Origin of the sequence: Sphaerospermopsis torques-reginae ITEP-024 (assembly GCF_019598945.1) — a bacterium.
Classification (GTDB): Bacteria; Cyanobacteriota; Cyanobacteriia; order Cyanobacteriales; family Nostocaceae; genus Sphaerospermopsis.
Genome location: NZ_CP080598.1, coordinates 3,776,010 through 3,799,563 on the forward strand (window position 1 = coordinate 3,776,010; position 23,554 = coordinate 3,799,563).

Sequence of the window (23,554 nt, forward strand, 5' to 3'; positions counted from 1 at the left end):
TAAATTAGCAATTAAGTAATTATTATTTTGTATGAAGCTTGATTTATTGTAGACTATATGTCACAATGAAGACAAACTTTATATAAATTATTCAATGCAAGGAACACAACTTTCTTTTTTACCTAACGAGGATAATAGTCATCCTAACAAAAAACAAAAAAAACCGAAGTTAGGACGTTATGAGCGTATTCAGCGTCAACTAGATGAAGATAATTCTGATCCATATAAAATATTTATTGATGTTAATACCCCACAAATTTCATTATCTCAATATAATTTTGTGGATCTGTTTTGTGGTGCAGGGGGAATTACCCAAGGGTTATTCCAAGCAGGAGTTACACCCTTAGCTAGTGTAGAAATTAGTCCCATTGCTTCTGCAACTCATCAAAAAAATTTCCCTAACTGTCATCATTTCTGTGGAGATATTGAACAATTTTCTCCCCAAGAATGGCTGCAAAAAATAGGTTCACCTGAAATTAATGTTGTGGTTGGTGGTCCACCATGTCAAGGATTTTCAGTAGCAGGAAAACGCGATCCTAATGATCCTAGAAATAGGTTATTTTATCAATTTGTCCGGGTAGTTTCGGAAATACGTCCTTGGTATGTAGTCATGGAAAATGTACCAGGGATTTTAACAATACAAAAAGGGGATGTAAAAACAGCAATTATTGAAGCTTTTGAATCTATTGGTTATCCTCATGTATCTGTAGCGATTTTAGAATCTGCTGCTTATGGAGTACCACAAATTCGCCCAAGAGCAATTTTTATTGCTAACAGATTTGGAATGCCAAATCCCTATCCTCAAGCACAATTAAAACCAGAAGAATATAAACCTATAGAATCAGGAATTTCTGATTTACCAGAATATACTCCCATACCAGAAATTAATCATGAATGGACTAAACATTCACAGGAATACATGGAACGTTTAGCAAAAGTTCCTCCTGGTAGTTCTTTATATGAAAAATACGCTGATGCTTTCAAACGACAATATCCTGGTAAACCTAGTATGACTGTAAAAGAAAATCATGGTGGTACACATATTCACCCTTATTTAAACCGTGTGATTTCCGCTAGAGAAATGGCCAGATTACAAACATTTCCTGACTCATTTATTTTTGCAGGTACTATGAAAAAAGCAATGTGGCAAATTGGTAATGCTGTTCCACCACGTTTAGCTGAATGTATTGGTTATGCACTAATTCCTTACTTAAATGATATTGCGATTAACACCAAAAAACCTGTTAATTTACATCATTTTGAACAATCTGAGATAGTTTTTGGTTAAGTGCATTACGCCAAGTTTCAAAATCATACCACCCACAACCAATACAACCTTCCTCAGCTTCATCACCTCGTTGATGTTGGGAAGGCCAATCTTCACTTCCTTGATACCAGAATTTAATCCCAAAAGGTGTACCACGTTTACCAGTTTTAATACAGCGTTCACAACTTCTTGATTTTAAAAGATTGTGATTTCCAGAAGCATCTTTTTTGAGTAATTGAAACTTTTTTCTAATTTCTTCTTCACTCATAGACGTTAAATGTGGAGCTTCACTTTCTCCCCAACGTTCCATAGGAAAACGATGGTCAATGACTAACTCATGCTTTTCTCTTTGTCTTTGTTCTATGACATCTGTATATGAATAAATGTCAAGAATTTTCTTAACTAAAGCAGCAGGTATATTAGCAGATGAATTAGCTGATTTTATTTCTCCTGTCCAACGATCTCCTAAACGTATTTGCTGACAAGTTAAGCAATAATTCCTTTCTGTTTCAATTACTAAACCAGGACGACTTCTTGTACCCCTTTGTAAACCTTGAATACCTCCACCACCTGCATATTGAGTTGATCCTATATTTTTTCCTTCACATTCTCGACAATGCCATTTTTGGTCTGATAGAAGATTAAAAACTTTTAACTGAGTTGAGTTTTGTCTGAATTGAGATTTAATAGTTTCTACTAGATTTCTTTGGTTTGTCACTTTATTTTATCTTTTATCAGCTTCAATTTCGAGATTTTGTAGCAGAACAGAAACACTAATACCTAAGCCATCTGCAAGACTAACAAGCGCAGTTAAAGAGGGGTTTCTCACTCCACGTTCTACACCAGAAATGTATGTGCGGTCTAAGTTAGCACGTAGTCCTAACTCTTCTTGAGAAATTCCTAGCTCTGTTCTGCGTTGTCTGACTAGATAACCTAAAGCATTAAGAATCTTTTGTTTTGATTTATCCATCTGACAATTTTCAATGTCTATGGACTATCAGTCTACGGACTATGTGTCACATTGCCAGGCATCATCACCTAACTATTAATTTGCTTGCTACTTATTGGTTAATACTAATCATGATCCATTTTTATTTGCAGCAATAGGCATTCTCCAACCAGTACCAAAAGCACGATCAGTAATTTTCAAACCTGGTGCTGCTTGACGGCGTTTAAATTCAGCAATAGAAACCAGTTTTAACACCCTATTTACTATTTCTTGATCATGACCTGCTTTAACTATTTCCTCTGCTGATTGATGTTTATTAATCAACCGTGCCAAAATATCATCTAAAATGTCATAAGCTGGCAAAGAATCTTGATCCACTTGACCAGGTTTTAACTCTGCGCTAGGCGCTTTAGTAATGATATTTTGGGGAATAATTTCTTTTTGATTATGAGTATTTAACCAATTACAAATAGAATAAACACGGGTTTTTGGTACATCTGCAATGACAGCTAAACCGCCATTCATATCACCATAAAGGGTACAATAACCAACCGCCATTTCTGATTTATTGCCAGTAGATAAAAGCAGATGTCCAAATTTATTAGATATCCCCATTAATAAAGTACCACGAATGCGAGATTGAATATTTTCCTCCGCAATACCAAATTCTGTACCTGTGAATAATTCAGATAATGTATGATCAAAACTTTGCATTAATTCCCCAATGGGTAAAATTTGCGTTTTAATTCCTAAATTCTCCCCTAATTTTAAAGCATCACTAACAGAATGTTCGGAACTATAAGGAGAAGGCATTAATACACCTAAAACATTTTCTTTACCTAATGCAGTCGTCGCAATAGCAGCAACTAAAGCGGAATCAATACCACCACTTAACCCTAAAACAACTTGAGAAAAACGGCATTTTTTCACATAATCTCGCACACCTAAAACCAAAGCGTGCCAAATTTCCTCATCTTCCGATTCATACAAGTTACCAACATAATTTAACTGCAAATCTCGCGTTTGTTTATCAAATTCAACAGTCAAAAAATCTGTTTCAAAACCTTTAGCACGACAAATAATTTCACCTTGATTATTTACAGCAAAACTGCGCCCATCAAAAATTAAATCATCATTTCCGCCAACTTGATTAGTATAAATAATTGACTGCTGAAAATTTACTGCACTATGTTTTAACATAGCTTCCCGTAAATTTTGCTTACCAACGGTATAGGGAGAAGCAGATAAATTGACAATTAAATCTACACCTAAAATTGATAAATCAGAAATGGGATTAACTGGATAATGACGTTTACCCCAAAATTCCTCATCATTCCATAAATCTTCGCAAATAGTCACACCAATATTGATATCATCTAAAGCGAAATAATTAGCTTGTAACCCTGGTTCAAAATAGCGGTTTTCATCAAATACATCGTAAGTTGGTAATAGTCGCTTGTGAAAATATTGTTTAATTTTTCCTGCTTCTAACAAAGCAATACTATTAAATAAAGTTTTACCACCTGTAATATGAGCATCTTTGTTTTTAACAGCAGTTCCTACTAAAACAGCTAAATTAGGTGGTAAATCTTGAGCTAGTTTTTTTAATGTGATATCCATTGATTTCACAAAACTAGGATTTAATAATAAATCCCGTGGTGGATAACCACATAAAGAAAGTTCTGGTGTTAATAATAAACGGACATTATTTGCTGCTGCTTGTTGTGCAGTTTCCAGGATTTTTTGAGCATTTCCTGTTAAGTCACCGATAATAGGGTTAAGTTGGGCAATTGCAATTTTCATAAATCAAGGGAATGGGTAATTGGTAATTGGTAATTGGTAATTGCTGAAAAACTCTTAACTGTCACCTGTCAACTGTCACCTAACTTAAATAAAAACTAAAGGTTTATCTTTAAACGGTGCAAAAGCTTCTGCATCAAATTTATATAAACTCGCGGGACGACCTGCACCTCTTGATACTTTAATTCCTGTATCTAATAAAAAACCAAGTTTCAATAAACGCGCTCGAAAATTTGAATAATCAGAAAAGTTATCCCCTAAAACTGTGGTGTACAACTGATATAAATCGTTGAGTGTAAAAGTTTCTGGTAAAACATCAAATGCTACGGGACTATATTCTAATTTATTTTTCAGTCTTCTGTGTCCATAGGTGATAATTTCATTATGATCAAATGCTAACTGAGGTATTTGTTTAACGGGATACCATGCAATACCTGCAACTTTATCAGCAATTAATTCTGCTTCTTCAAACCGAACTAAAGCAAAATAACTAACTGATAAATAACGCACTCCATAACTATTAATTTCTTCTCTGGGGTCACGGTTTGGACCACCAAAAGTATAAAGTTGTTCTAAATAAAGATTATTAACCTTTATTTTTTCTGCCATAATGCGATAAGCAGCATTTTCTAAAGATTCTCCTTGTCTAACTAAAGTACCGGGAAGACTCCAAGAATTTAAAAATGGTTCTTGTTGTCGCATTACTAATAAAACTAACAGCCGATTTTTGGTAGTATCTACAGAAAATATGACATTATCCACACCAACTTTAAAATCAGCCAAAGTTTGTTGAAGTGTGGAATTTGAGATTTTCTTATGGTTACGTAGTGGCATTTAAACGTACAATTTCTCCCGATAAATATAATCTATAACAGGGGGTGTGAGAGTTTGATGATCTTTTTGTTGACGAAAAGCGGTAGAGGAAACATCTAAACCTGTTAAACTAGCGATCGCAATTTTTCCTCCTAACTCTCTAATTCTCTCTAAACTAATATTATCTATGACATATCCTGGGCGCGGAATCACTAATAATTGCACTTGTTTTAACAAATCTTCAACATGATACCATCGTGGTAATTGATTCACTAAATCTGAGCCAATTACAAGAGTATATTCCATATAATCGCCCCATCTTAACTTTGCTTTTTCCAATGTTTCCAAAGTTCGCCAACTACTTAATTCTTGTTCCAAACTAATATTACCTAATGGTGCTTGAATATCTGTAATTAACAAATTCAACATTGCTGCACGATGAGGTAAAGGAGTTTGTTGCTCTTTAAAAGGATTATCAGCAGCCCAAACCGCTACCCAATCATAATGTTGAGATAACCATTTAATAATTTTTTGATGTCCCGCAGTTGGTGGATCAGCACTTGTTCCGAATAATGCAATGTTCATAATTTAGGAGTTCAGGAAATAGGTGACAGGTGACAGGTGACAGGTGACAGTAATAAATTAATAATTCCTATTATCTGTGTTCATCTGCGTTTATCTGCGTTCATGATTCATATTGTGATTTCGTCTTATTAGTTAAATTTTGCAGCATTTCCGAAATTTCTACTTTTACAGAAATTGGATTTTCTAAACTTATTGTTTCCTGTGGTAAACTTGCCACAGAAAATGAGCTTCTTTCTCGAATAGTTTGTAAACTTTCTGTTGGTTTTATCTGCTTACCTGATTTCATCACTAACTCTAATAAAGGTTTTTCTTTTCCAGAATTTTCATCTAATAAACCTAATCTATCAGATTGTAATTTACCATCAACAAAAGACCTAAAAATTTGTTTTTTTCCAGGATAAGTAAACTTACCGCTAGACATTTTCATCACGGGAATACCATCAATATCCACAAGTTTATAAACTCCATTTACAGGAGTACCAGTAACTAATTTTGTGCCTAAACCATAACCATCAATTTCCGCGCCTTGATTTTTTAATCTTTGTATTTCCCATTCATCTAAGTCTCCACTGGCGAAAATTGTAATTTGTGGTAGGAGCGATCGCACTTGTTTTGATAAACTAACTAAATCACCAGAATCTAAACGCACCCCAGTTAATGTCATTTCCCCACTATTTACCTTTTTAGCTAACTTTTCAGCAGCAGCAACAGTATCAAAAGTATCAATCAATAAAGGCGCACCTGGAAAATATTGATGAAAAGCTGTAAACGCTTGTTGTTCACTTCCTTCTAAAGCTGATAATGCCATGACTAAGGCGTGAGCCATTGTACCACTGGGTTTTTCACCTAGTTGTAATGCTGCTAACACATTGGAAGTGGCATCTAAACCACCTGCTAAAGCCGCCCTTGCAGCCCATAAAGAGCCTTGAGGACTAAAAGCTCTGCGTGTGCCAAATTCTAAAAGTGTTGCTTTTTCCCCCGCAATATCACGTAATCTAGCCGCCCTGGTAGCGATTAAAGTTTGATAATTAAGTGTATTTAAAAGATAAGTTTCTACTATTTGTGCTTGCCATAAAGGCGCTTCAATTCTTAATAATGGCTCATTAGCAAATACAGCAGTTCCTTCTGGTACTGCCCACACATCCCCAGTAAAACTGCCTTCAGATAATAATGACCAAAAACGCTCAGGTGCATGATCAAATATACCCGTTCTTTGTAAAGCAGCAATTTGGGCGGAATTAAAGCGAAAATTAGCTAAATATTCCAAAGCTTGTGCCAAACCCATCGCTATTAAATAGCCAAAACCTTCAGGTAAGCGCCTGACAAATAATTCAAAGCTGGCTCGTTTTTGTTCTATTCCTTCACCTGTGTAACAAGCTGCCATTGTTAGCTGGTAAAGGTCTGTCAGCAAACTATAATTTTCAGGACAAAGATTCAATTCTGGGTTGTGGTAGCTGTTCTTGTCATCATCAACATCTGCAAAAGCAGTCATCTGAGAGCGTCCTACTAAGAGTGCTTCTCTTATTATGGTAAATTATACCATAATTAATGTCAAGTATGGGAATGAAGATTGCTGAAAAGCTTGCCAATCAAGGCAAATTAATCTTCATATATCTATTATTTCACAGTTTTTAATGGTAATAGGAATAATTATGCCTCTAAAATACCCTATTCGGCGGTAAGAAGTTACAATTATAATTAAATGGAAAAGTTTGAATCTTCAATTAGATAAAGTATTGCAAAGCTATCTAAAAAAACATTGCGTAAAATATCAATATATTGCAAATATGAGCAACCAACAAATATCAGCATTAAAGTAATAGATATCTCAGATAAAGGGCATAAAAAAGGAGTCTTAGATTATGTTTATCTCCAGAATGCTTGCTAGTATGACCCAATTTATTTCTGAAGCCTTCATGCGAATTTTTAGCCCTACAGATGACGCTTATCCTGTCACTGGTTTTCAACCTTTTACCGGCGTTCCCTATAAGAGACGTAAAGCTGCATCTTGGTAGATTTTTCTCAGGAGTCAGGATATTAAGGAGTCAGGAGTCAGGAGTTCAGGATTTGAGGATTTCAGGAGAAAAAACTAATTTTTCTTACCTCTGTCACCTGTCCCCTGTTCCCTGTTCCCTGTTCCCTGTTCCCTATTACCTATTACCTATTACCTATTACCTATTCCCTATCACCTAACCATATTTTCAAACACTGGTTTATGTAGTAACCAATCTTGACCTACTTGAATACTAATATCAGAGGCGATATTACCAGTGCTTTCAACCCGCACTTCCCCAAAACCTAAAGTATTACGAATAGATTCAGCACTATCACTATCACCTTGTTGAGCAACAATGTGAGTAGTATCCAAAGGTTCACCCCAAGGTCGAGAAATAAAGATATTACGATATCCAGCTTGTTCTAAAGCTGCAATTAAAGGACGAATTTGAGAGCGATCGCCACCTGTACTATCTTGAATAGCGATCCGTAGCCGAGAGGGATCAATGATTTCAGGATCAAATGATATTGATTCTAAACCAAAATTTTGCACCATTAATTTATTAATTGCCCGTTCATAAGGTATCCAATAACTAGCCTCATACTCATTTTTCTCACTAAACCGACCAGGAAGCATTAACATTTGCATATTAGAACGATTAGTCCGCGCCCCAAACCCAACCAACGCCACAAGTTCCTCAACCGACAAATTAGTATCAATATGTTCTCTCACTGTTTCTAGAATTTCTGGTAATCGTGTTAATGTTGCTGGATTGAGACTTTGTTCAATCAAGGCACGTAATACCATTTGTTGGCGTTGAATCCTGCCAATATCGCCCAGTTCATCATGGCGAAACCGGAGTAATTGTAGTGCTTGTTCACCTGCCAAATGCTGTTTACCAGCCTTTAAATTAATATATAAATGTTGGGAATCATCCTTATATTTCATATCTTTGGGAACGTAGACTGTCACCCCTCCCAAGGCATCAATTAATTTGGCAACACCTAAGACATTAATGCGGACATAACGATCAATTCCCACGCCTCCCAAGAGATTGCTGACAGTTTGAGCAGTTAAAGCCGGACCACCATCGACATTGGCGGCGTTAATTTTTTTCACCCCAAACCCTTCAACCTCTGTCCGGGTATCTCTGGGAATGGAAAGCATAACTATTTTTTTGGTCTCTGGATCAAACTTGATCAAGAGCATAACATCTGCAAGACCGTCAAAAGAATTAACTTGGGGTAGATATCTAAGTCCTTGGGTTTCAATAGGTGGATTTTGGACATCTGGAGGCAGTACACTCATCCCCATAACCAAGATATTCACAGGGCGAGTTAATTGAGAAAATTGGAAGCCATTACCAGAAATGCGATCGCTATCAAAAACTGCTGCCTCCTTAGCACTTAACTGAGCTTGCTGCAAAGGTGTACTATCCCAAGAAACAGCCAACAAAGCTCCTGCCATACCTGACACCATTGCTATCCCGCCCATACCCACCGCAAACCATAGCCAGCGACCTGATTTTGATTTGCGAGAGTTTTTGCCTTTAGCTTTAGCTTTCGCTGATTTTTTACCTGCTGCTGATGTTCTTTGACTAGTCACAGATTTCCTCACACTGACTGCTAAAATACCGTAAATTTGTCTACTCAATACCAACTCAATACAATATACGTAGATAAATTAGACCATAATGGATAATTCTTGGTATTGTCTACTTACTTACCTATCGTAGATACTACAAGACCTTTACCTGCATTTCTGTTGATTTTTTGATCATCCGGGAAGTTGATGGAAGTAGTTGATCCAAGTATGGCAATAATAAACCAAATTTGATTATTTGATGATCTTGGTGGGTAGATTACCTATAAATGCTGGTATCAATCCTCAGATTGTTAAAAACATGAACAAATGTAAATTTACTATTTACGCAGTATTCCCTCGGCAAAACTACTGAATCCAGGCAAACGATAAGACCTGCCTTGAATGACACGAAAAATTAACCAAACACTCACTAAAAAGTAACCAGATGTGAGAAAACTGTTAAGAATTAACAAACGGAGTGTAAAAAAATCTGAAGTAGCTGCCCCAGTTGCTAACAGCAAGTACCCTAACATCCATGTAAAGCCCAAGGTAATGGACAGACGACTCACGGCCAGTTGTTCCCGACTACCCTCACGGCGATAGAGAGTCCAAAGAGAAGGAAAAAAGCCGATCACAGGAATCAAGTATAAAAGCAGCAATCTTTTAGAAGTGGCAGTTTCTGGAGGAGGTGGGTAATTATCAATAGGTGGTAGATTTTCCATTGTGGAGGGTCTAATCATAAACTAGAGGAAGACATAAGATTCATATAGTTAGAGATAATATTCTGTAAACAAGAATTTAGCTTAAGTTGTATTTAGTTCTATCCCCAATCAGCTAAAAATGCAGACACGAAAGCTACTTGACTGGTGGCAAACATTTACACCAGTAGCGCGAATCGGGGCGATCGCGCTATTCGCTCCTCTATTAGTTCTCAATGGTTGGGCGATATCGGCAATTTTTCATTATTTCCACTCTTTGATAGTAATTTTAGTCGGAGCCTCAGTGCTGGCATTTCTGCTTAACTACCCAGTAAGTTGGATGGAAAAGCACGGTGCAAGACGAGAACAAGTCGCCATTTTGGTATTTTTATCAGCTTTATCAATTTTATTGGCGCTGGGTGTCACCCTCTTTCCTCTAGCCCTGACTCAAGCCCAGCAACTGGTAAACCGTTTACCAGAGTTGATTGACTCTGGGCGATCGCAGTTAATGATTTTAAACGAGAAAGCCGAGATGATGGGTTTACCTATAAATCTTGATGCTATCGTCGTGCAAATTAATGATCGCGTCAAGAGTCAACTACAAGCTATAGCCGGACAAGTATTAAATCTTGCTGTCGTCACCTTTACCAGCTTGTTAGACTTTCTGCTAACGATGGTTTTGACCTTTTATCTATTGCAACATGGCGGTGAACTTTGGCAAAGCTTGGTAGAATGGCTACCTACTAAATTTCGTGAGCCTTTTTCCAGAACAGTACGCCTGAGTTTTCAAAACTTTTTTATCACTCAATTAATTTTATCTACTTGTATGGCATCGGCTCTGATTCCCACCTTTTTGTGGTTGAAAGTGCCATTTGGGTTGTTGTTTGGCTTAACTATCGGCATTATGGCGCTTATCCCCTTTGGTGGTTCTGTGGGTATCGCTATCACAACTTTATTAGTCTCCCTACAAGATTTTTGGATGGGTGCTAGAGTCTTGGCCGCAGCAGTCATCGTGCAACAAATTCTTGAAAATATCATTGCACCTCGGATTTTAGGCAGTTTTACAGGTTTAAATCCAGTTTGGATACTCATTTCCGTTTTGACTGGGGCAAGAATCGGCGGACTTTTAGGCGTGATTGTGGCGGTTCCTTGTGCTGTTGTCATCAAGACGGTTATTAGCGCCATTCGTCCACCGATCATGAGTGATGATCAAGAAAATTCTGTTTCTGGAGAGTTAGCTGCACCCATGACACCAGAGGAATCTCCTTCACCTCCAGGCAATAATTCTCTCAGTGTTTCTGATGGTGTTCCTTGCCGTCAGCCGATACAAAACAGCTAACTCTATCTAGGTTTTACATTTATTCGACAAGCCCTAACTAATGTGAACATTAGTCAGGCAATCATTTATCCTTGAATGCCTTTATTTAGATAATACAAAAATATACCATCAAGTAAAGCAGCATGAATCATACAAGGCACTGCCAAGTAAAGTCAGCAATCAAGTTTTGATAGTTTTGCATCATAATTGGAAATCTTTTCTCCATGCTACCGCAGTTTATCATCAAGACCCATCTCTATTTTTAGGTAGACCAAAATTACCAAAATACAAGGATAAAACTCAAGGACGGAATATTCTGATTTATGAATTAGGTGCAATTTCTAAACCGGCTTTGAGAAAAGGCATCATTAAACTATCGCAAACAAATATACAATTTCCCACATCAGCAAGCAATATTAAACAAGTAAGAATTGTCCCCAGATGTGGGCAATATGTCATTGAAGTAGTTTATGAAAGGGAGGCTAAACCACAGCAATTAGACCCTAACAGTGTGGCAGGTATTGATATTGGATTAGATAATTTAGCAGCCTTAACTGCTAATATAGCAGGATTTAAACCTGTACTTATCAACGGAAAACCTTTAAAATCAATCAATCGTCATTACAATAAAGTTAAAGCTAAACTTCAATCTCAACTAGGGGAAAATGCTCACACATCTCACCGGATAAATGCACTCACTTGTCAACGGAATAATCAAATAGATAATTACTTGCATAATGCTAGTAGATGGATTATTAATTATTTAGTTAAAGCCGGAATAGGGACGCTAGTTATTGGCAAAAATGAGCAATGGAAGCAAGAACTCAATTTAGGTAAGACCACAAATCAGAACTTCGTTAGTATCCCTCATGCTCGGTTTATAGAGCAATTGAAATACAAAGCTGAATTGGTAGGAATTACCGTTTTTATTCATGAAGAATCTTATACTTCTGCTGCTTCATTTTTGGACTTAGACCCCATTCCTGTATACAAACAAGGAGAAACATACACTTTCAGTGGTAAGCGAATACAACGCGCTTGGTACAAATCTCAAGATGGTAAGCTGATTCATGCGGATGTTAATGCTAGTCTGAATATTGCTAGAAAAGTAGTCCCTGCGGCTTTTAGCTTAGGGATAGCGGGTATTGCAGTTTACCCATTCCGGGTAACACCGGGAAAAGTAGCTTGAGGATATTTGTCCATAAAACTACTAACTGTATCTCATAGTTATTTTGCTGTATTGAATCATCAGGAAGAAGTAGCTCAAGTAGCTTTCAGAATTTTACAAACCTTGGAAAAACCCTTTCATCTGCATGGAATTGATCGGTTTTTTATCAAAGAATTGGCCAGAGATGCTAAAGTAGCTCATATCATCAAGGCTATAGTTGACTTGGGACGCAGCTTGGGGTTAAGACTAATTGCAGAAGGAGTAGAAAAGCCTGAAGAACTAGATTTCTTAAAGTCTATTAATTGTGATGATGTGCAAGGATATCTGTTCTATAAACCTCTTTCTGCCCAACCAGCTACAGAACTCATTAAAGAAGGTGTCAGGAGTTCAAGGAGTCAGGAGATCAGGAATAGGCTATCAATTATCAACTATCAACTATCAAATTTTAACTTTTAGGAAATTCTGATGAACCGTTCAAAAATAGTCGCCATTATTACAGGTGCAATTTCTATACTTTTAGCTATAGCTTACCTAATTGTCGTTCAAATCCTCGACTACCGAGATATGAAACCCGCCCCTATTAGTTACATAAACGCATCAACACCAATTATAGCAGAATTGCAAATTTCTAGAAGTCAGTAGAAACTTTCTGGCGCAGTTTCTGTACAGGAGTCAGGAGCAAGAATTAATTTTTTTGACCTTGCTCCCGCTATTTCCTGTTGCTTGCTATATTCATAGATTATATATGATAGATACTATCAGATAAACCAATCCATAGAACTATAAGAAAAAATTAGATAAAATATCGTGGATTTATCTAGTTAAGTAATTCCCTTTTGGCAGAGATAACGGTAAGCTATATCTAACAATATTAAGCAAAAATAAAATTGCCTTATTCTTCCTCGTTAACATCATCAGGTATCAACGCTTGTTGACAAACAAGCAAAAATATTCAGTGCAAATATAGAGGTGAGTTCATGTCTCAGTACCTGCTAGAGACCGTTTGGCTGGTCCCTTGCTATGCTTTATTAGGTGGTGTTTTAGCTTTACCTTGGTCGCCGGGAATAATCAGGAAAACCGGACCAAGACCGGCAGGTTATGTCAATTTAGTGATGACATTTTTGGCATTTTTACATTCTGTCATTGCCTTTCCTGCCACTTGGAATCATCCCGCCAAAGAAGTATTAATTCCTTGGTTATCCACCGCAGGTTTAAACCTAACTATTAATTTAGAATTATCTCCCATTAGCGTAGGTGCATTAATCGTCATCACTGGTTTAAATTTCCTTGCCCAAGTTTATGCTGTGGGTTACATGGAAATGGACTGGGGTTGGGGACGTTTCTATTCTTTATTAGGTTTATTTGAAGCTGGTTTATGTGCCTTAGCTTTATGTAATAACCTATTTTTCACCTATGTAGTTTTGGAAGTTCTGACTTTAGGGACTTACCTATTAGTAGGTTTATGGTTTAGTCAACCTCTAGTAGTCACAGGTGCGCGAGATGCGTTTCTAACCAAGCGGGTTGGTGACTTATTCCTGTTGATGGGAGTTTTGGGACTTTGGACTTTAGCAGGAACTTGGGATTATCAAGATTTAGCAATTTGGGCGCAAACTGCCAAAGTAGACCCAACAATTATTACTTTAGTGTGTTTAGCTTTAATTGCTGGTCCAATGGGTAAATGCGCTCAATTTCCCTTGCATTTGTGGTTAGATGAAGCAATGGAAGGACCTATTCCCAGTACCATTTTACGTAACTCAGTGGTAGTCGCTAGTGGTGCATGGGTGCTGATTAAATTACAACCTGTATTTAGCTTATCTCCCATAGCTTCATCCGCAATGGTAGCTATTGGTACTGTTACAGCTATTGGTGGTTCATTAATTGCGATCGCCCAAATTGACATCAAACGCTGTTTATCTTATTCTGTCAGTGCTTACATGGGCTTGGTGTTTATCGCCGTAGGCACACAACAGGATGAAGCCGCATTATTATTAGTCCTCACTCATGCTTTATCAGCTGCACTTTTAGTCATGAGTACCGGCGGAATAGTTTGGAATAGTGTCACCCAAGACGTTACCCAACTCGGTGGTTTATGGTCACGTCGTCCCATTTCCGGTTTAGCATTTATTGTTGGCACATTGGGATTAATTGGTTTCCCCCCTTTAGGCAGTTTTTGGGCATTAGTAAAATTAGCTGATGGTTTATGGGGAACACACCCTTGGTTAGTGGGAATAATAATTGCTGTCAATGTGTTCACAGCCTTTAGTTTAACCAGAGAATTTTGTTTAATCTTTGGTGGTAAACCCAAACAAATGAGTGAACGTTCTCCGGAAGCACTCTGGTTATTGGTAATGCCGATGATGGTTTTATTTGGCTTCGTTTTACATCTGCCTTTAGTGTTGGAAAGTTTATCTTTATTACCTAGTTGGGCAACATTAAACAAAGATGTGGCATTGTTATTTATTTGGTCAAGTATTTTTGGTTGCAGTATTAGTGCTGTAATTTATTTAGGAAACATTATTCCTAAACCAGTTCGCTTACCCTTCCAAGGTTTACAAAATTTACTTGCTTACGATTTTTACACCCCCAAACTTTACAAAATGACCATCATTTTTGGCGTTGCCCAACTTTCTAAATTAGCTGACATGGTGGATAGATTTGTCGTTGATGGCATTGTTAATTTTGTCGGTTTATTCTCCTTATTAGGTGGGGAAGGGTTGAAATATAGCAACAATGGACAAACCCAATTTTACGCGTTCACTGTTTTGTTAGGAGTTAGCGTTTTAGGTGCTTGGGTAACATGGCCTTTTTGGGGTGTGCAGTTCATGGATTTAGTTTTTTAAATCTTTATGATTTAAATAGACAATATCAATCTAAAATAAGAACTGAACTTTTGAGGAATTGAAGAATAATAAAGTGAACAACAAACATCAAAAAAACAATATTTCTCGCAGAAATTTACTCCAATTAGGAACAGGTGTCATTGGTGCAGGAGTCGCTGTCAGTTTGGCTTCCAACTTAGTTACATCTGAAGCAGTAGAAGCAAAAACTGTTAGTAAACCCGATGAAGCACTACAAGCATTATTGGATGGTAATCAAAGATTTACCACAAGAAAGCGTGGCTATAAAAATCAGAGTTATTTACGCTTACAAGAAGTTGCTAAAAGTCAAAAACCCTTTGCTTCTATTCTTGGTTGTGCCGATTCTAGAGTACCATCAGAAATAATTTTTGACCAAGGTTTAGGAGATTTATTTGTTTGTCGGGTTGCGGGTAATATTGCCACACCTGAAGAAATTGGTAGTCTGGAATTTGGTAGCTTAGTATTAGGTTCAAAAGTGATTATGGTACTAGGCCATGAAAGATGTGGTGCTGTAGATGCCACTATTAAAGGCGCTCAAGTACCAGGACAAATTGGTAGCTTATTAGAAGCAATTAAACCAGGTGTAGAAAAATCTGAAGGAAAACCAGGAGATAGATTAGAGAATGCCTGTAAAGCCAACATTTTGGTACAAGTTGAAAAATTGAAATCTTCACCAGTTCTATCAGAATTAATCAAGGCTAATAAACTCAAAATAGTCGGTGGTTATTACGACTTAGACACTGGTAAAGTCAGCTTAGTTAGTTAATTTAACTCAATTGGTAACTGGTAATTTTCATATATAAAATAATTACCTTTTACTAATCCTCAATCCCCAATCCCCAATCCCCAATTATGTTAAGTGTTTTAATTTTGTTGCCAATTATTGGCGCTGCAATTATCGGATTTTTACCAGATACAGTCATTCCTAAAACGAGAACTAGACTGGTAGCTTTAACTCTTTCCTTTGTAGTTCTATTGTGGAATATTTTAATCCTGCTGAAATTTGATATAAATAAACCAGGAATGCAGTTTCAAGAATATTTACCTTGGAATGAAACCTTGGGTTTAAATTATCAATTAGGTATTGATGGGCTATCAATTTTAATGTTGATATTGAATAGCTTTTTAACTTGGATAGCAATTTATAGCAGTAACCAAAATACTGAACGTCCTAAACTTTTCTATTCGCTGATTTTATTAGTGAATGGTGGAGTTGCTGGTGCTTTCTTGGCAGAAAATTTATTGCTGTTCTTCCTGTTTTACGAGTTGGAATTAATACCATTTTATTTATTAATTTCCATTTGGGGAGGAGAAAAACGCGCCTATGCTGGGATGAAATTTTTGATTTACACAGCAGTTTCCGGGGCATTTATTTTAGCAACATTCCTGGGCATAGTTTGGTTAAGTGGTTCTCATAGTTTTGCCTTAGATACTGTTAACACTCAAAACCTATCTGCGGGAATGCAGTTAATTTTATTAATCGGAATAATTTTAGGTTTTGGGATTAAAATTCCTTTAATTCCTTTCCATACTTGGCTACCTGATGCTTACGTTGAAGCTTCTGCACCTATTGCCATTTTATTAGGTGGAATTTTAGCCAAGTTAGGAACTTATGGACTATTAAGATTTGGGTTTGGTTTATTTCCCCAAGCTTGGAGTGTAATAGCACCAACTTTAGCAATATGGGGTGCTGTTAGTGCAATTTATGGGGCGGTAGTTGCGATCGCCCAAAAAGACATCAAGCGCATGGTAGCATATAGTTCAATCGGACACATGGGCTATATTTTACTTGCAGCCGCAGCTAGTACCAAACTGGCCTTAGTTGGTGCAGTAGCGCAGATGTTCAGTCATGGTTTAATACTGGCTATTCTCTTCCATTTAGTTGGACTTGTAGAAACCAAAGTAGGCACAAGAGAATTAGACAAACTCAATGGTTTAATGAGTCCTATTCGCGGTTTACCTATCGTCAGTGCTTTACTCGTTCTTGGTGGTATGGCCAGCGCCGGTATCCCTGGTTTAACAGGTTTTATTGCCGAGTTTATCGTTTTCCAAGGTAGTTTTTCCACCTTCCCCATCCCCACATTATTGTGTGTAGCTTCTTCTGGTTTAACTGCGGTTTACTTCGTTATTCTTCTCAACCGTACCTGTTTCGGTAGACTCAATAACGACTTAGCTTATTATCCTAGAGTGGTTTGGGCGGAAAAAATTCCCGCATTAATATTAGCTTCCCTGATCATTTTCTTGGGAGTACAACCTACCTGGTTAGTGCGCTGGAGTGAAACCACAACTACAGCAATGGTAGCTGCTATTCCTGAAAAAACCGTAATTTCTCAAGTGGCATTGAAGTAATTTTTTAAGCTGTCAAAAAACTAAAAGGCAGAGCCTTTTAAAATTCATTCCCATACTCTGTATGGGAACGAGAAAAAAACCAGAAAAACCACGAAGGCACGAAGAACACGAAGGAAGAGAAGAATGAGAAGAAGAAAAGGAATAAGAAGGAATAAGATAGATAATCTAGTACATTTATTAACCTCTTAAATCTCTCTGCGCCTCTGCGTCTCTGCGTGATAAATTCATAAATATAGGAAATCAAAATGGTAAAAACTCCCGATAAACCAATCACTAAACTACCACCATCAAATCACGAATTTGCCGATGTCATTCATCGTCTAGAAGCTGGTGGTTCAATGCTGCCAGATACACCAGAAAACTTAATGCAAATCATAGGTATTTATAAAGCTTACGCAGTACCGATGGATTTTTACTGGCGCGACTTGCTTTATATTGGGGAAAGAGTCTTTTTAAATCCTCTTCCTGCTTTTAAATATTTCTTACCTCAAGAATATTTAGACTTACATAATCATTATGCAGGGGATGATGCTGATTTAAGAATTTGGCGCGGTGAAGCAACAGCACATCCTGAACTTTTGGCATTTATGGAAAAGGGTGAAACTCGCAAAATGCCAAAGTTATTACATCATTTATTCCATGACAGAATTAACATGGAATTTGCGGAAGCTTGTATGCAAGCGATGTTATGGCATCGGAAAATGTACGCCCCTGTAAATCAATTTGATGCCTATTTAGATTCGGATGAATATAAAGCTAATGCTGATAAAGCAATTAAAGCTTACTTTAAGAAAAATCCTTTAATGTTGGGACTTTATAAACTGTTCCCTGATATGTTTTTGGAACAGTGCCGGATGATGTCTTATTATGCCAATTTAGGACTTTTCTGGGAAGTAATGGCACCGGTATTTTTTGAAATGTCGGATATTTATGATGAAGGCGGTTTTAAAGGTGTTCCTGATGCCATGAATTTTTTAGTGAATGGTATTTTTGCGATCGCCGGTCGTCCTATTTATCATCATGTTTATGTTGATGGTGAATGTTATGAAGTCATCCCCAAATCTAAAGGTTTTACTTGGTTATATGAAGCAGCTTTACCCTATGTAGAAGCTGTATTTTATCGGACTGCACCATTTAGAGGTACAAAGTCTTATAATGCCCAAGCAGGACAAGTACCAGAAGATCAAAAAGACTTCCATTATGGCATTCTTTACGCTGACGTATTCCCTGTAGGTACTGCGGGTATTCCACCCACATTATTAATGCAGGATATGTTGCATTTTCTTCCCCAATATTTAGTTGATTATTACAAAAAACATTGTCGGGGTGAAGATGATATGTTGATTCAGTTGGGTGTAACTTTCCAACGTTCAATGTACAATGTCACATCTGCGGTAATTCAGGCTTTAAGAACTGCGTTGTTATATCCTTTAGATGATCCTAATCCTAAGCATTTACAGGCAAATCGGGAGTTTTTTGAAATGCAATTGAATCGCTTCACCCGTGCTGATTATGGTATGAGAGATGCGGCGAAATTGCGGAGTGTTCAAAGTCAGGATTATCGTTAATCAGCTAAACCCGCATTTCTCACAAACAATGCGATCGCCATCTATATAATCCTTATGGAGAACCAGTTTCGGGTATTTTTCATGTTGCTGATTTTTGACACAGTGTGAAAACCGAGAATCCAGATTTTATAAGGGTTTGAGGATTTTGGTGAGAAATCCGGGCTAAAGATACCGGACTTCGTAAAGATGTTCGGTATCTGCTGTTACCCAATTCATTGACGATTATTACAGCGAGTTGTGATGTCAGAACAGAAACTTTCAAACAACCACTGGCTTATCTAGTTTAGTCCGGTTCAACACCTAAAGCACGCAATTGAGCAATTAACCGTTCATTTTTTAGGCGTTCCTCTTCCGCCCTTTGACTTTCCCTTTCTGCCCTTTGACTTTCCCTTTCTGCTCTTTGATATTCCTGTTCTGCTCTTTCTTCTCCACTTAATAATAAATTACCATCTAAATCCCACCAACGTAACCAAGGTAAATCTAAATTTTGATATTCACCTTGCCATATTCCTAACTCTACTCCTAAAGCGGGAATTGGATAATGTCCCCTTTCATTAGCAGGTAATAAATGGTATTTATTTTCCAACAAATGATAAACTTCCACACTAGCTTTATTCACTTCATAAATGCCATAAAAAGCTGGATGTATCACCTGTTCATAAATCCAAAATTTACCTTTCCAGGGTGTTTTATCTCTTTCTTCATCACCATTACCAGAAACAAATTCTAAGACAATTAATGGTGAAATATATTCTTGCCATAAAACATAAGAACGGCGCACTTGTCCATTTAAACTAGGCGGAACATTCGGCACATAAAACCAATCAGGTGCTTCTGCACCCCGTTCTAAAGGTTCGGTAATTCGCCAGTAAATACCGCTATCTTGACCTATACAATATTGTCCATCGGGATGGATTTTTTGTAATATTGGTTTAATTGATTCTGTTAGTAGAATGCTTTGGGGGTGTTCCTGAAAGTTTTTCACAAATGTACCATCTTCACAAGGTAGTTGGGTATGGTCTGGGAGACTAATTGGAGTGGTAGTAAAATCTGTAGTCGAGGTCATATACTCCCCGCGCTTGTGGTATTTTTTGGTGTGGTTTTTGTAGGGTTAATTCATGAATTACCCATACTTTATTGTATTATTATAGATATTTTTAGGTAAATAAACATCGGGACACCGGATTTCTTGAAGAAGTACGGTATCTATTTTATTCTGGTTCAACACCTAAAGCACGCAATTGAGCAATGATTTGCTATTACATGATTTCATCAGGATTAATACCCAATTGACGCAATTTTTCCGCTAATTTTTCCGCTTTGATTTTCGCTGCATTTGCTTCTTCTGAAGGTTCGGAAATTAATTCCCCATCCAATGTAAACCACCTCAACCAAAGTTTAGGAATACCGCGAAATGTTCCTTCCCATAACCCCAAACTTAAACCTATTTCTGGCATAGGTAAACGTTCATCCTGGAAATTTACTGATTCATAATGACCACCTACTAACTGAAATGCGCGTACTTCGTTGGTATAACGACTAAAGACAACATAATAAGGAATCCTTAATATGCGTTCGTAAACTTCCCATTTTGTAGGGGGTTTATCTGCTTGATTTGCTTTAATTCCTAAATCTTCTTCTTCTGTACCTGGTGATAATAATTCAACTACTACAAAAGGGTTAGCTGGTTCTTGCCAAGTGACATAACTTAAACGCAAATCTTGATGATTATATAATTTAGAAACTCCAACTACACCAAACCAATCAGGTCTTTTATACCATAAAGGATGTTGTAGATCATAATAAAGATTGAGATCCGCAGCACTATAAACTAGTTCTGGATTCCAGTTTAAGGGTTGAAAAGTTAAATATAAAAGTAAGGGTTGTAAAAAATGAAAATCATCTGGCAAACCTTTTTCCTCTTGGTTTTCGCTTGGTAAATCATACATTGTGGGTAAGGTTTCCCTTGGGGGAAGGGGTGGTTCTGTTTGTGGGGGTAAAGGTGGTGAGTAAGTCATTTTATTTTAGATTTTGGATTTTGGATTTTAGGTTTTAGATTTTAGGTTCAAAAAACAAATCATGTTTTTCAACAATGCTTTTTAATGTTTTAATTTTTAATGTGTTTTTGTGAGAGTATAGATTCTTAATTTGCTACCATTATAACGCCAAAATTCAAGAATACCAAAAGCAGCATCAACTCGGTTAAGAGTTTTTGTAGGTTGGGTTGACAATAGGAAACCCAACATTGATAGGCTGTTGTTGGGTTGCGCTATCGCTTAACCCAACCTACCAATTATATTTTTTATTTAAACTAAATACTTGAAACAACTTTAAATTGCGTCTTAATAATTGTCAGTTGCACTACAAAACTCTATCAAACAGTAGGTTAGGGTGGACTTGATGCAATTAAAAACCTCAATTTGGTGTCACCCTGTGTCTAATTTAGAACTGTACCAATATCTTCCTAAACTTCCTGATGCTGCACTGCAAGAATTTACAGAATGGTGTGTTTTAGAACAGTCAAAGTCCGCAGGATTGGAATTTAAACCTGATCAAAGTAAGTTGCAAAATTTAGCACCAGCAGATTATTTAAAACAGCTAATTGATCAGTTTATGAAATTGAAACCTGATCCTATTCGTGCTGGTTTAGTTGCTGTTATTGCTGGACAACAATCTGATAAACATAATTTGTCTGGTTTAGCAGCTGTTGTTGATTTTGTTTCTCTTTATGTGAAGTATTTAATTCCTAAAGATGGTACTGATCCCACAGAAGCAGATGCAATTTTAACGAAAGCAGCACAACATCAGTATGATCAACTTACTGAAATTGCTAAAAAACATGGTGTAGCTTTTTAGTAAGGAGTCAGGAGTCAGGAGTCAGGAGTCAGAATACTGGAAATATTTTACTGCTGACTGCTGAATGCTGACTGCTGATAAATACTTTAGTCAAATAATATCTTTTATTCAGTAAAATTTTCATGTTCTATATTTATCAGCTAAATTGGTTCTGATTTATGAAAAGCTACTTTCATTAAATATTTTTTGTAATTAATTTTTCTTCGATACCACAATTTCCCTGTAAACCACCAGTATGTATTAATAGTATTTTACCTGGTGAAAAAAATCCCTTTTTTAATAAATCCATGACACCATAAAACATTTTTCCCGTATATACGTAATCTAGGGGTATGTTATTTTGCTGTTGGAATGCGTGACAAAATTTAATTAACTCTTGGTTAACTTTTGCATAACCTCCGAAATGGTAATTGTGTAGCAATTGCCAATGTGCCGGATTATTAACTGGTACAGGTAAACCGGATTGAATATAATCTTGTGTTAAATTTGTAATCTCTGGTGCTAAAAATTCTCCACCTTTTAGTACAGGAAAACCGATAATTTTCTGATTTGAATGTAATGATAAAGCAATTCCAGCCAGGGTTGTACCTGTGCCACAGGCGAGACAAATTGTGTCAAAATATTGTAGGTTTTCCATGATTTCTGTACAACCACGCACACCATTTAAATTACCACCACCTTCGGGAATAATGAATACTTCACCAAAGCGTTGTTTTAATTCTTCCTGTAGTTGGTTTGTGTGGCGTTTGCGGTAGGTTATGCGATCGCAATATACTAACTCCATGCCTTGTTTTATGGCAAAATTTAAAGTAGGATTCAGTGGTAAAGTTTCTTCTCCACGAATCACCCCAATAGTACGCAAACCAAAAACCTTACCTGCGGCAGCGGTAGCAAAAATATGGTTAGAATAAGCACCACCAAAAGTAAGAATGGTAGAGTATTTTTTTTCCTGAGCTTCTAATAAATTGTATTTCAGCTTGAACCATTTGTTACCATTAATTTGGGGGTGCATGAGATCAAGACGGAATACATATAACTCAACACCAGCACTATCAGCTATTTGATGATTAATTTTTTCTAGAGGTGGAGATAAAAATATTGACGACATTTCAAACACAAGTTAAGCTTTGTGGGAATGGTAGAAAATAACAAATCTGCAAAAACTATCAAACTGTTTATGGCTAAAGTTTTTGAATCTATCACCGAAGAATTGCAAAAATTTATTGCAAATCAGCAGATGTTTTTTGTTGGGACTGCCCCTTTAAGTCCTACTGGTCATGTTAACATTTCTCCTAAAGGTTTAGACAGCTTTCGTATTCTTTCACCCCATCGGGTTGCTTATTTAGATGTCACAGGTAGCGGTAATGAAACTTCTGCCCATCTGTTAGAAAATGGCAGAATTACATTTATGTTTTGCGCTTTTCAAGAACCACCTTCTATTTTGCGGCTTTATGGACAGGGAAAAACAATATTACCTAATGCTGCTGAATGGGATTATTTGTATTCTTTATTTCCTCCGATTAACGGAACTCGGCAAATAATTGTTGCTGATATTGACAGGGTGCAAACTTCCTGTGGTTTTGCTGTGCCATTTTATGAATATAAAAGACAAAGAGACACTTTAGTTAACTGGGCTATTAAGAAAGGTGAACAGGGAATTAAAGAATATCATCAACAGAAAAATTTTGTCAGTATTGATGGTTTGTTAACTCCCTTGTCTCAGGTTCACAATCAAAGGTAATTGG

The 23,554-nt window shown here is 36.9% G+C and carries 22 protein-coding genes and 1 pseudogene; 12 read left to right on the forward strand and 11 right to left on the reverse strand.

All coding sequences use genetic code 11. The features are described 5' to 3' along the window. Nucleotides 1-94: 94 nt before the first annotated feature. Nucleotides 95-1,288, forward strand: coding sequence for a DNA cytosine methyltransferase (locus K2F26_RS17580; RefSeq protein WP_220608827.1), 1,194 nt, complete (start codon nucleotides 95-97; stop codon nucleotides 1,286-1,288). Here the strand turns inward: K2F26_RS17580 and K2F26_RS17585 are convergent. From K2F26_RS17585 to K2F26_RS17610, 6 genes are all read right to left on the reverse strand, one after another. Beyond that, nucleotides 1,245-1,985: a restriction endonuclease gene (locus K2F26_RS17585; protein WP_220608828.1), complete on the reverse strand. Its 741-nt coding sequence runs from the start codon at nucleotides 1,983-1,985 to the stop codon at nucleotides 1,245-1,247. The genes K2F26_RS17580 and K2F26_RS17585 overlap by 44 nt on opposite strands. Nucleotides 1,986-1,991: 6 nt before the next feature. After that, a complete protein-coding gene (locus tag K2F26_RS17590) occupies nucleotides 1,992-2,237 on the reverse strand; it encodes a helix-turn-helix domain-containing protein (protein WP_096566619.1) in 246 nt (81 codons plus the stop codon). 108 nt (nucleotides 2,238-2,345) lie between these two features. Further along, the gene (locus K2F26_RS17595) at nucleotides 2,346-4,019 is read right to left on the reverse strand and encodes an NAD+ synthase (RefSeq protein ID WP_220608829.1); all 1,674 of its coding nucleotides are present in this window, start codon (nucleotides 4,017-4,019) and stop codon (nucleotides 2,346-2,348) included. A gap of 84 nt (nucleotides 4,020-4,103) precedes the next feature. Next, a complete protein-coding gene (locus K2F26_RS17600) occupies nucleotides 4,104-4,850 on the reverse strand; it encodes an NUDIX hydrolase (protein WP_220608830.1) in 747 nt (248 codons plus the stop codon). Continuing rightward, nucleotides 4,851-5,414, reverse strand: coding sequence for a nicotinate-nucleotide adenylyltransferase (locus K2F26_RS17605; RefSeq protein WP_220608831.1), 564 nt, complete (start codon nucleotides 5,412-5,414; stop codon nucleotides 4,851-4,853). A gap of 100 nt (nucleotides 5,415-5,514) precedes the next feature. Further along, a complete protein-coding gene (locus tag K2F26_RS17610) occupies nucleotides 5,515-6,906 on the reverse strand; it encodes a nicotinate phosphoribosyltransferase (protein WP_220608832.1) in 1,392 nt (463 codons plus the stop codon). Between the two features lie 370 nt (nucleotides 6,907-7,276). Between K2F26_RS17610 and K2F26_RS17615 the strand changes: the two genes are divergently transcribed. After that, a complete protein-coding gene (locus K2F26_RS17615) occupies nucleotides 7,277-7,429 on the forward strand; it encodes a nicotinate phosphoribosyltransferase (RefSeq protein WP_096566607.1) in 153 nt (50 codons plus the stop codon). Nucleotides 7,430-7,599: 170 nt separating this feature from the next. On the opposite strand, the gene K2F26_RS17620 is transcribed toward K2F26_RS17615, so the two are convergent. Together K2F26_RS17620 and K2F26_RS17625 are read right to left on the reverse strand one after the other, a co-directional pair. Continuing rightward, nucleotides 7,600-9,015, reverse strand: coding sequence for an LCP family protein (locus tag K2F26_RS17620; protein WP_220608833.1), 1,416 nt, complete (start codon nucleotides 9,013-9,015; stop codon nucleotides 7,600-7,602). A 317-nt stretch (nucleotides 9,016-9,332) separates the two neighbouring features. Beyond that, complete coding sequence (locus K2F26_RS17625) at nucleotides 9,333-9,716, reverse strand: hypothetical protein (protein ID WP_220611929.1); 384 nt, start codon at nucleotides 9,714-9,716, stop codon at nucleotides 9,333-9,335. Nucleotides 9,717-9,834: 118 nt separating this feature from the next. On the opposite strand from K2F26_RS17625, the gene K2F26_RS17630 reads away from it, so the two are divergent. The 8 genes and pseudogenes from K2F26_RS17630 to K2F26_RS17665 all read left to right on the forward strand — a co-directional run bounded on the left by K2F26_RS17630 (nucleotide 9,835) and on the right by K2F26_RS17665 (nucleotide 18,953). Then, entirely contained in the window at nucleotides 9,835-11,031 is a 1,197-nt protein-coding gene (locus K2F26_RS17630) for an AI-2E family transporter (RefSeq protein ID WP_220608834.1), read from the forward strand. Between the two features lie 100 nt (nucleotides 11,032-11,131). Continuing rightward, nucleotides 11,132-12,199, forward strand: a complete 1,068-nt coding sequence (locus K2F26_RS17635) for an RNA-guided endonuclease InsQ/TnpB family protein (RefSeq protein WP_302850066.1) — start codon at nucleotides 11,132-11,134, stop codon at nucleotides 12,197-12,199. A gap of 111 nt (nucleotides 12,200-12,310) precedes the next feature. Beyond that, nucleotides 12,311-12,634, forward strand: a pseudogene (locus K2F26_RS17640) (EAL domain-containing protein); the annotation flags it as partial. A 9-nt stretch (nucleotides 12,635-12,643) separates the two neighbouring features. Then, complete coding sequence (locus K2F26_RS17645) at nucleotides 12,644-12,820, forward strand: hypothetical protein (protein WP_220608836.1); 177 nt, start codon at nucleotides 12,644-12,646, stop codon at nucleotides 12,818-12,820. Between the two features lie 335 nt (nucleotides 12,821-13,155). Next, a complete protein-coding gene (locus tag K2F26_RS17650) occupies nucleotides 13,156-15,018 on the forward strand; it encodes an NAD(P)H-quinone oxidoreductase subunit F (protein WP_220608837.1) in 1,863 nt (620 codons plus the stop codon). Nucleotides 15,019-15,091: 73 nt separating this feature from the next. Beyond that, nucleotides 15,092-15,802, forward strand: a complete 711-nt coding sequence (locus tag K2F26_RS17655) for a carbonic anhydrase (RefSeq protein WP_220608838.1) — start codon at nucleotides 15,092-15,094, stop codon at nucleotides 15,800-15,802. Between the two features lie 86 nt (nucleotides 15,803-15,888). Continuing rightward, on the forward strand, nucleotides 15,889-17,385 hold the full coding sequence (locus K2F26_RS17660) for an NADH-quinone oxidoreductase subunit M (RefSeq protein WP_220608839.1): 1,497 nt from the start codon (nucleotides 15,889-15,891) through the stop codon (nucleotides 17,383-17,385). A 245-nt stretch (nucleotides 17,386-17,630) separates the two neighbouring features. Beyond that, nucleotides 17,631-18,953, forward strand: a complete 1,323-nt coding sequence (locus tag K2F26_RS17665; RefSeq protein WP_220608840.1) for a CO2 hydration protein — start codon at nucleotides 17,631-17,633, stop codon at nucleotides 18,951-18,953. A gap of 283 nt (nucleotides 18,954-19,236) precedes the next feature. On the opposite strand, the gene K2F26_RS17670 is transcribed toward K2F26_RS17665, so the two are convergent. Continuing rightward, nucleotides 19,237-20,019, reverse strand: a complete 783-nt coding sequence (locus tag K2F26_RS17670; protein WP_220608841.1) for a Uma2 family endonuclease — start codon at nucleotides 20,017-20,019, stop codon at nucleotides 19,237-19,239. A 193-nt stretch (nucleotides 20,020-20,212) separates the two neighbouring features. Further along, nucleotides 20,213-20,971 carry a Uma2 family endonuclease gene (locus K2F26_RS17675; RefSeq protein ID WP_220608842.1) on the reverse strand — a complete coding sequence of 253 codons (759 nt, stop codon included), beginning with the start codon at nucleotides 20,969-20,971 and terminating at the stop codon, nucleotides 20,213-20,215. 415 nt (nucleotides 20,972-21,386) lie between these two features. Between K2F26_RS17675 and K2F26_RS17680 the strand changes: the two genes are divergently transcribed. Then, nucleotides 21,387-21,809, forward strand: coding sequence for a hypothetical protein (locus K2F26_RS17680; protein ID WP_220608843.1), 423 nt, complete (start codon nucleotides 21,387-21,389; stop codon nucleotides 21,807-21,809). Nucleotides 21,810-21,984: 175 nt separating this feature from the next. Here K2F26_RS17680 and K2F26_RS17685 read toward each other — a convergent pair whose 3' ends face one another. Continuing rightward, the gene (locus K2F26_RS17685) at nucleotides 21,985-22,917 is read right to left on the reverse strand and encodes a 1-aminocyclopropane-1-carboxylate deaminase/D-cysteine desulfhydrase (RefSeq protein ID WP_220608844.1); all 933 of its coding nucleotides are present in this window, start codon (nucleotides 22,915-22,917) and stop codon (nucleotides 21,985-21,987) included. A gap of 69 nt (nucleotides 22,918-22,986) precedes the next feature. Between K2F26_RS17685 and K2F26_RS17690 the strand changes: the two genes are divergently transcribed. After that, nucleotides 22,987-23,550 carry a pyridoxamine 5'-phosphate oxidase family protein gene (locus tag K2F26_RS17690; RefSeq protein ID WP_096572608.1) on the forward strand — a complete coding sequence of 188 codons (564 nt, stop codon included), beginning with the start codon at nucleotides 22,987-22,989 and terminating at the stop codon, nucleotides 23,548-23,550. The last annotated feature ends 4 nt before the right edge of the window (nucleotides 23,551-23,554 follow it).

Coding starts and splice junctions, on each gene's coding strand:
- K2F26_RS17670 (WP_220608841.1), bottom strand. CDS start 20,019: ATGACCTCGACTACAGATTTTACTACCACTCCAATTAGTCTCCCAGAC.
- K2F26_RS17645 (WP_220608836.1), top strand. CDS start 12,644: ATGAACCGTTCAAAAATAGTCGCCATTATTACAGGTGCAATTTCTATA.
- K2F26_RS17685 (WP_220608844.1), bottom strand. CDS start 22,917: ATGTCGTCAATATTTTTATCTCCACCTCTAGAAAAAATTAATCATCAA.
- K2F26_RS17630 (WP_220608834.1), top strand. CDS start 9,835: ATGCAGACACGAAAGCTACTTGACTGGTGGCAAACATTTACACCAGTA.
- K2F26_RS17675 (WP_220608842.1), bottom strand. CDS start 20,971: ATGACTTACTCACCACCTTTACCCCCACAAACAGAACCACCCCTTCCC.
- K2F26_RS17690 (WP_096572608.1), top strand. CDS start 22,987: ATGGCTAAAGTTTTTGAATCTATCACCGAAGAATTGCAAAAATTTATT.
- K2F26_RS17600 (WP_220608830.1), bottom strand. CDS start 4,850: ATGCCACTACGTAACCATAAGAAAATCTCAAATTCCACACTTCAACAA.
- K2F26_RS17610 (WP_220608832.1), bottom strand. CDS start 6,906: ATGACTGCTTTTGCAGATGTTGATGATGACAAGAACAGCTACCACAAC.
- K2F26_RS17625 (WP_220611929.1), bottom strand. CDS start 9,716: ATGGAAAATCTACCACCTATTGATAATTACCCACCTCCTCCAGAAACT.
- K2F26_RS17595 (WP_220608829.1), bottom strand. CDS start 4,019: ATGAAAATTGCAATTGCCCAACTTAACCCTATTATCGGTGACTTAACA.
- K2F26_RS17580 (WP_220608827.1), top strand. CDS start 95: ATGCAAGGAACACAACTTTCTTTTTTACCTAACGAGGATAATAGTCAT.
- K2F26_RS17605 (WP_220608831.1), bottom strand. CDS start 5,414: ATGAACATTGCATTATTCGGAACAAGTGCTGATCCACCAACTGCGGGA.
- K2F26_RS17665 (WP_220608840.1), top strand. CDS start 17,631: ATGGTAAAAACTCCCGATAAACCAATCACTAAACTACCACCATCAAAT.
- K2F26_RS17615 (WP_096566607.1), top strand. CDS start 7,277: ATGTTTATCTCCAGAATGCTTGCTAGTATGACCCAATTTATTTCTGAA.
- K2F26_RS17660 (WP_220608839.1), top strand. CDS start 15,889: ATGTTAAGTGTTTTAATTTTGTTGCCAATTATTGGCGCTGCAATTATC.
- K2F26_RS17590 (WP_096566619.1), bottom strand. CDS start 2,237: ATGGATAAATCAAAACAAAAGATTCTTAATGCTTTAGGTTATCTAGTC.
- K2F26_RS17650 (WP_220608837.1), top strand. CDS start 13,156: ATGTCTCAGTACCTGCTAGAGACCGTTTGGCTGGTCCCTTGCTATGCT.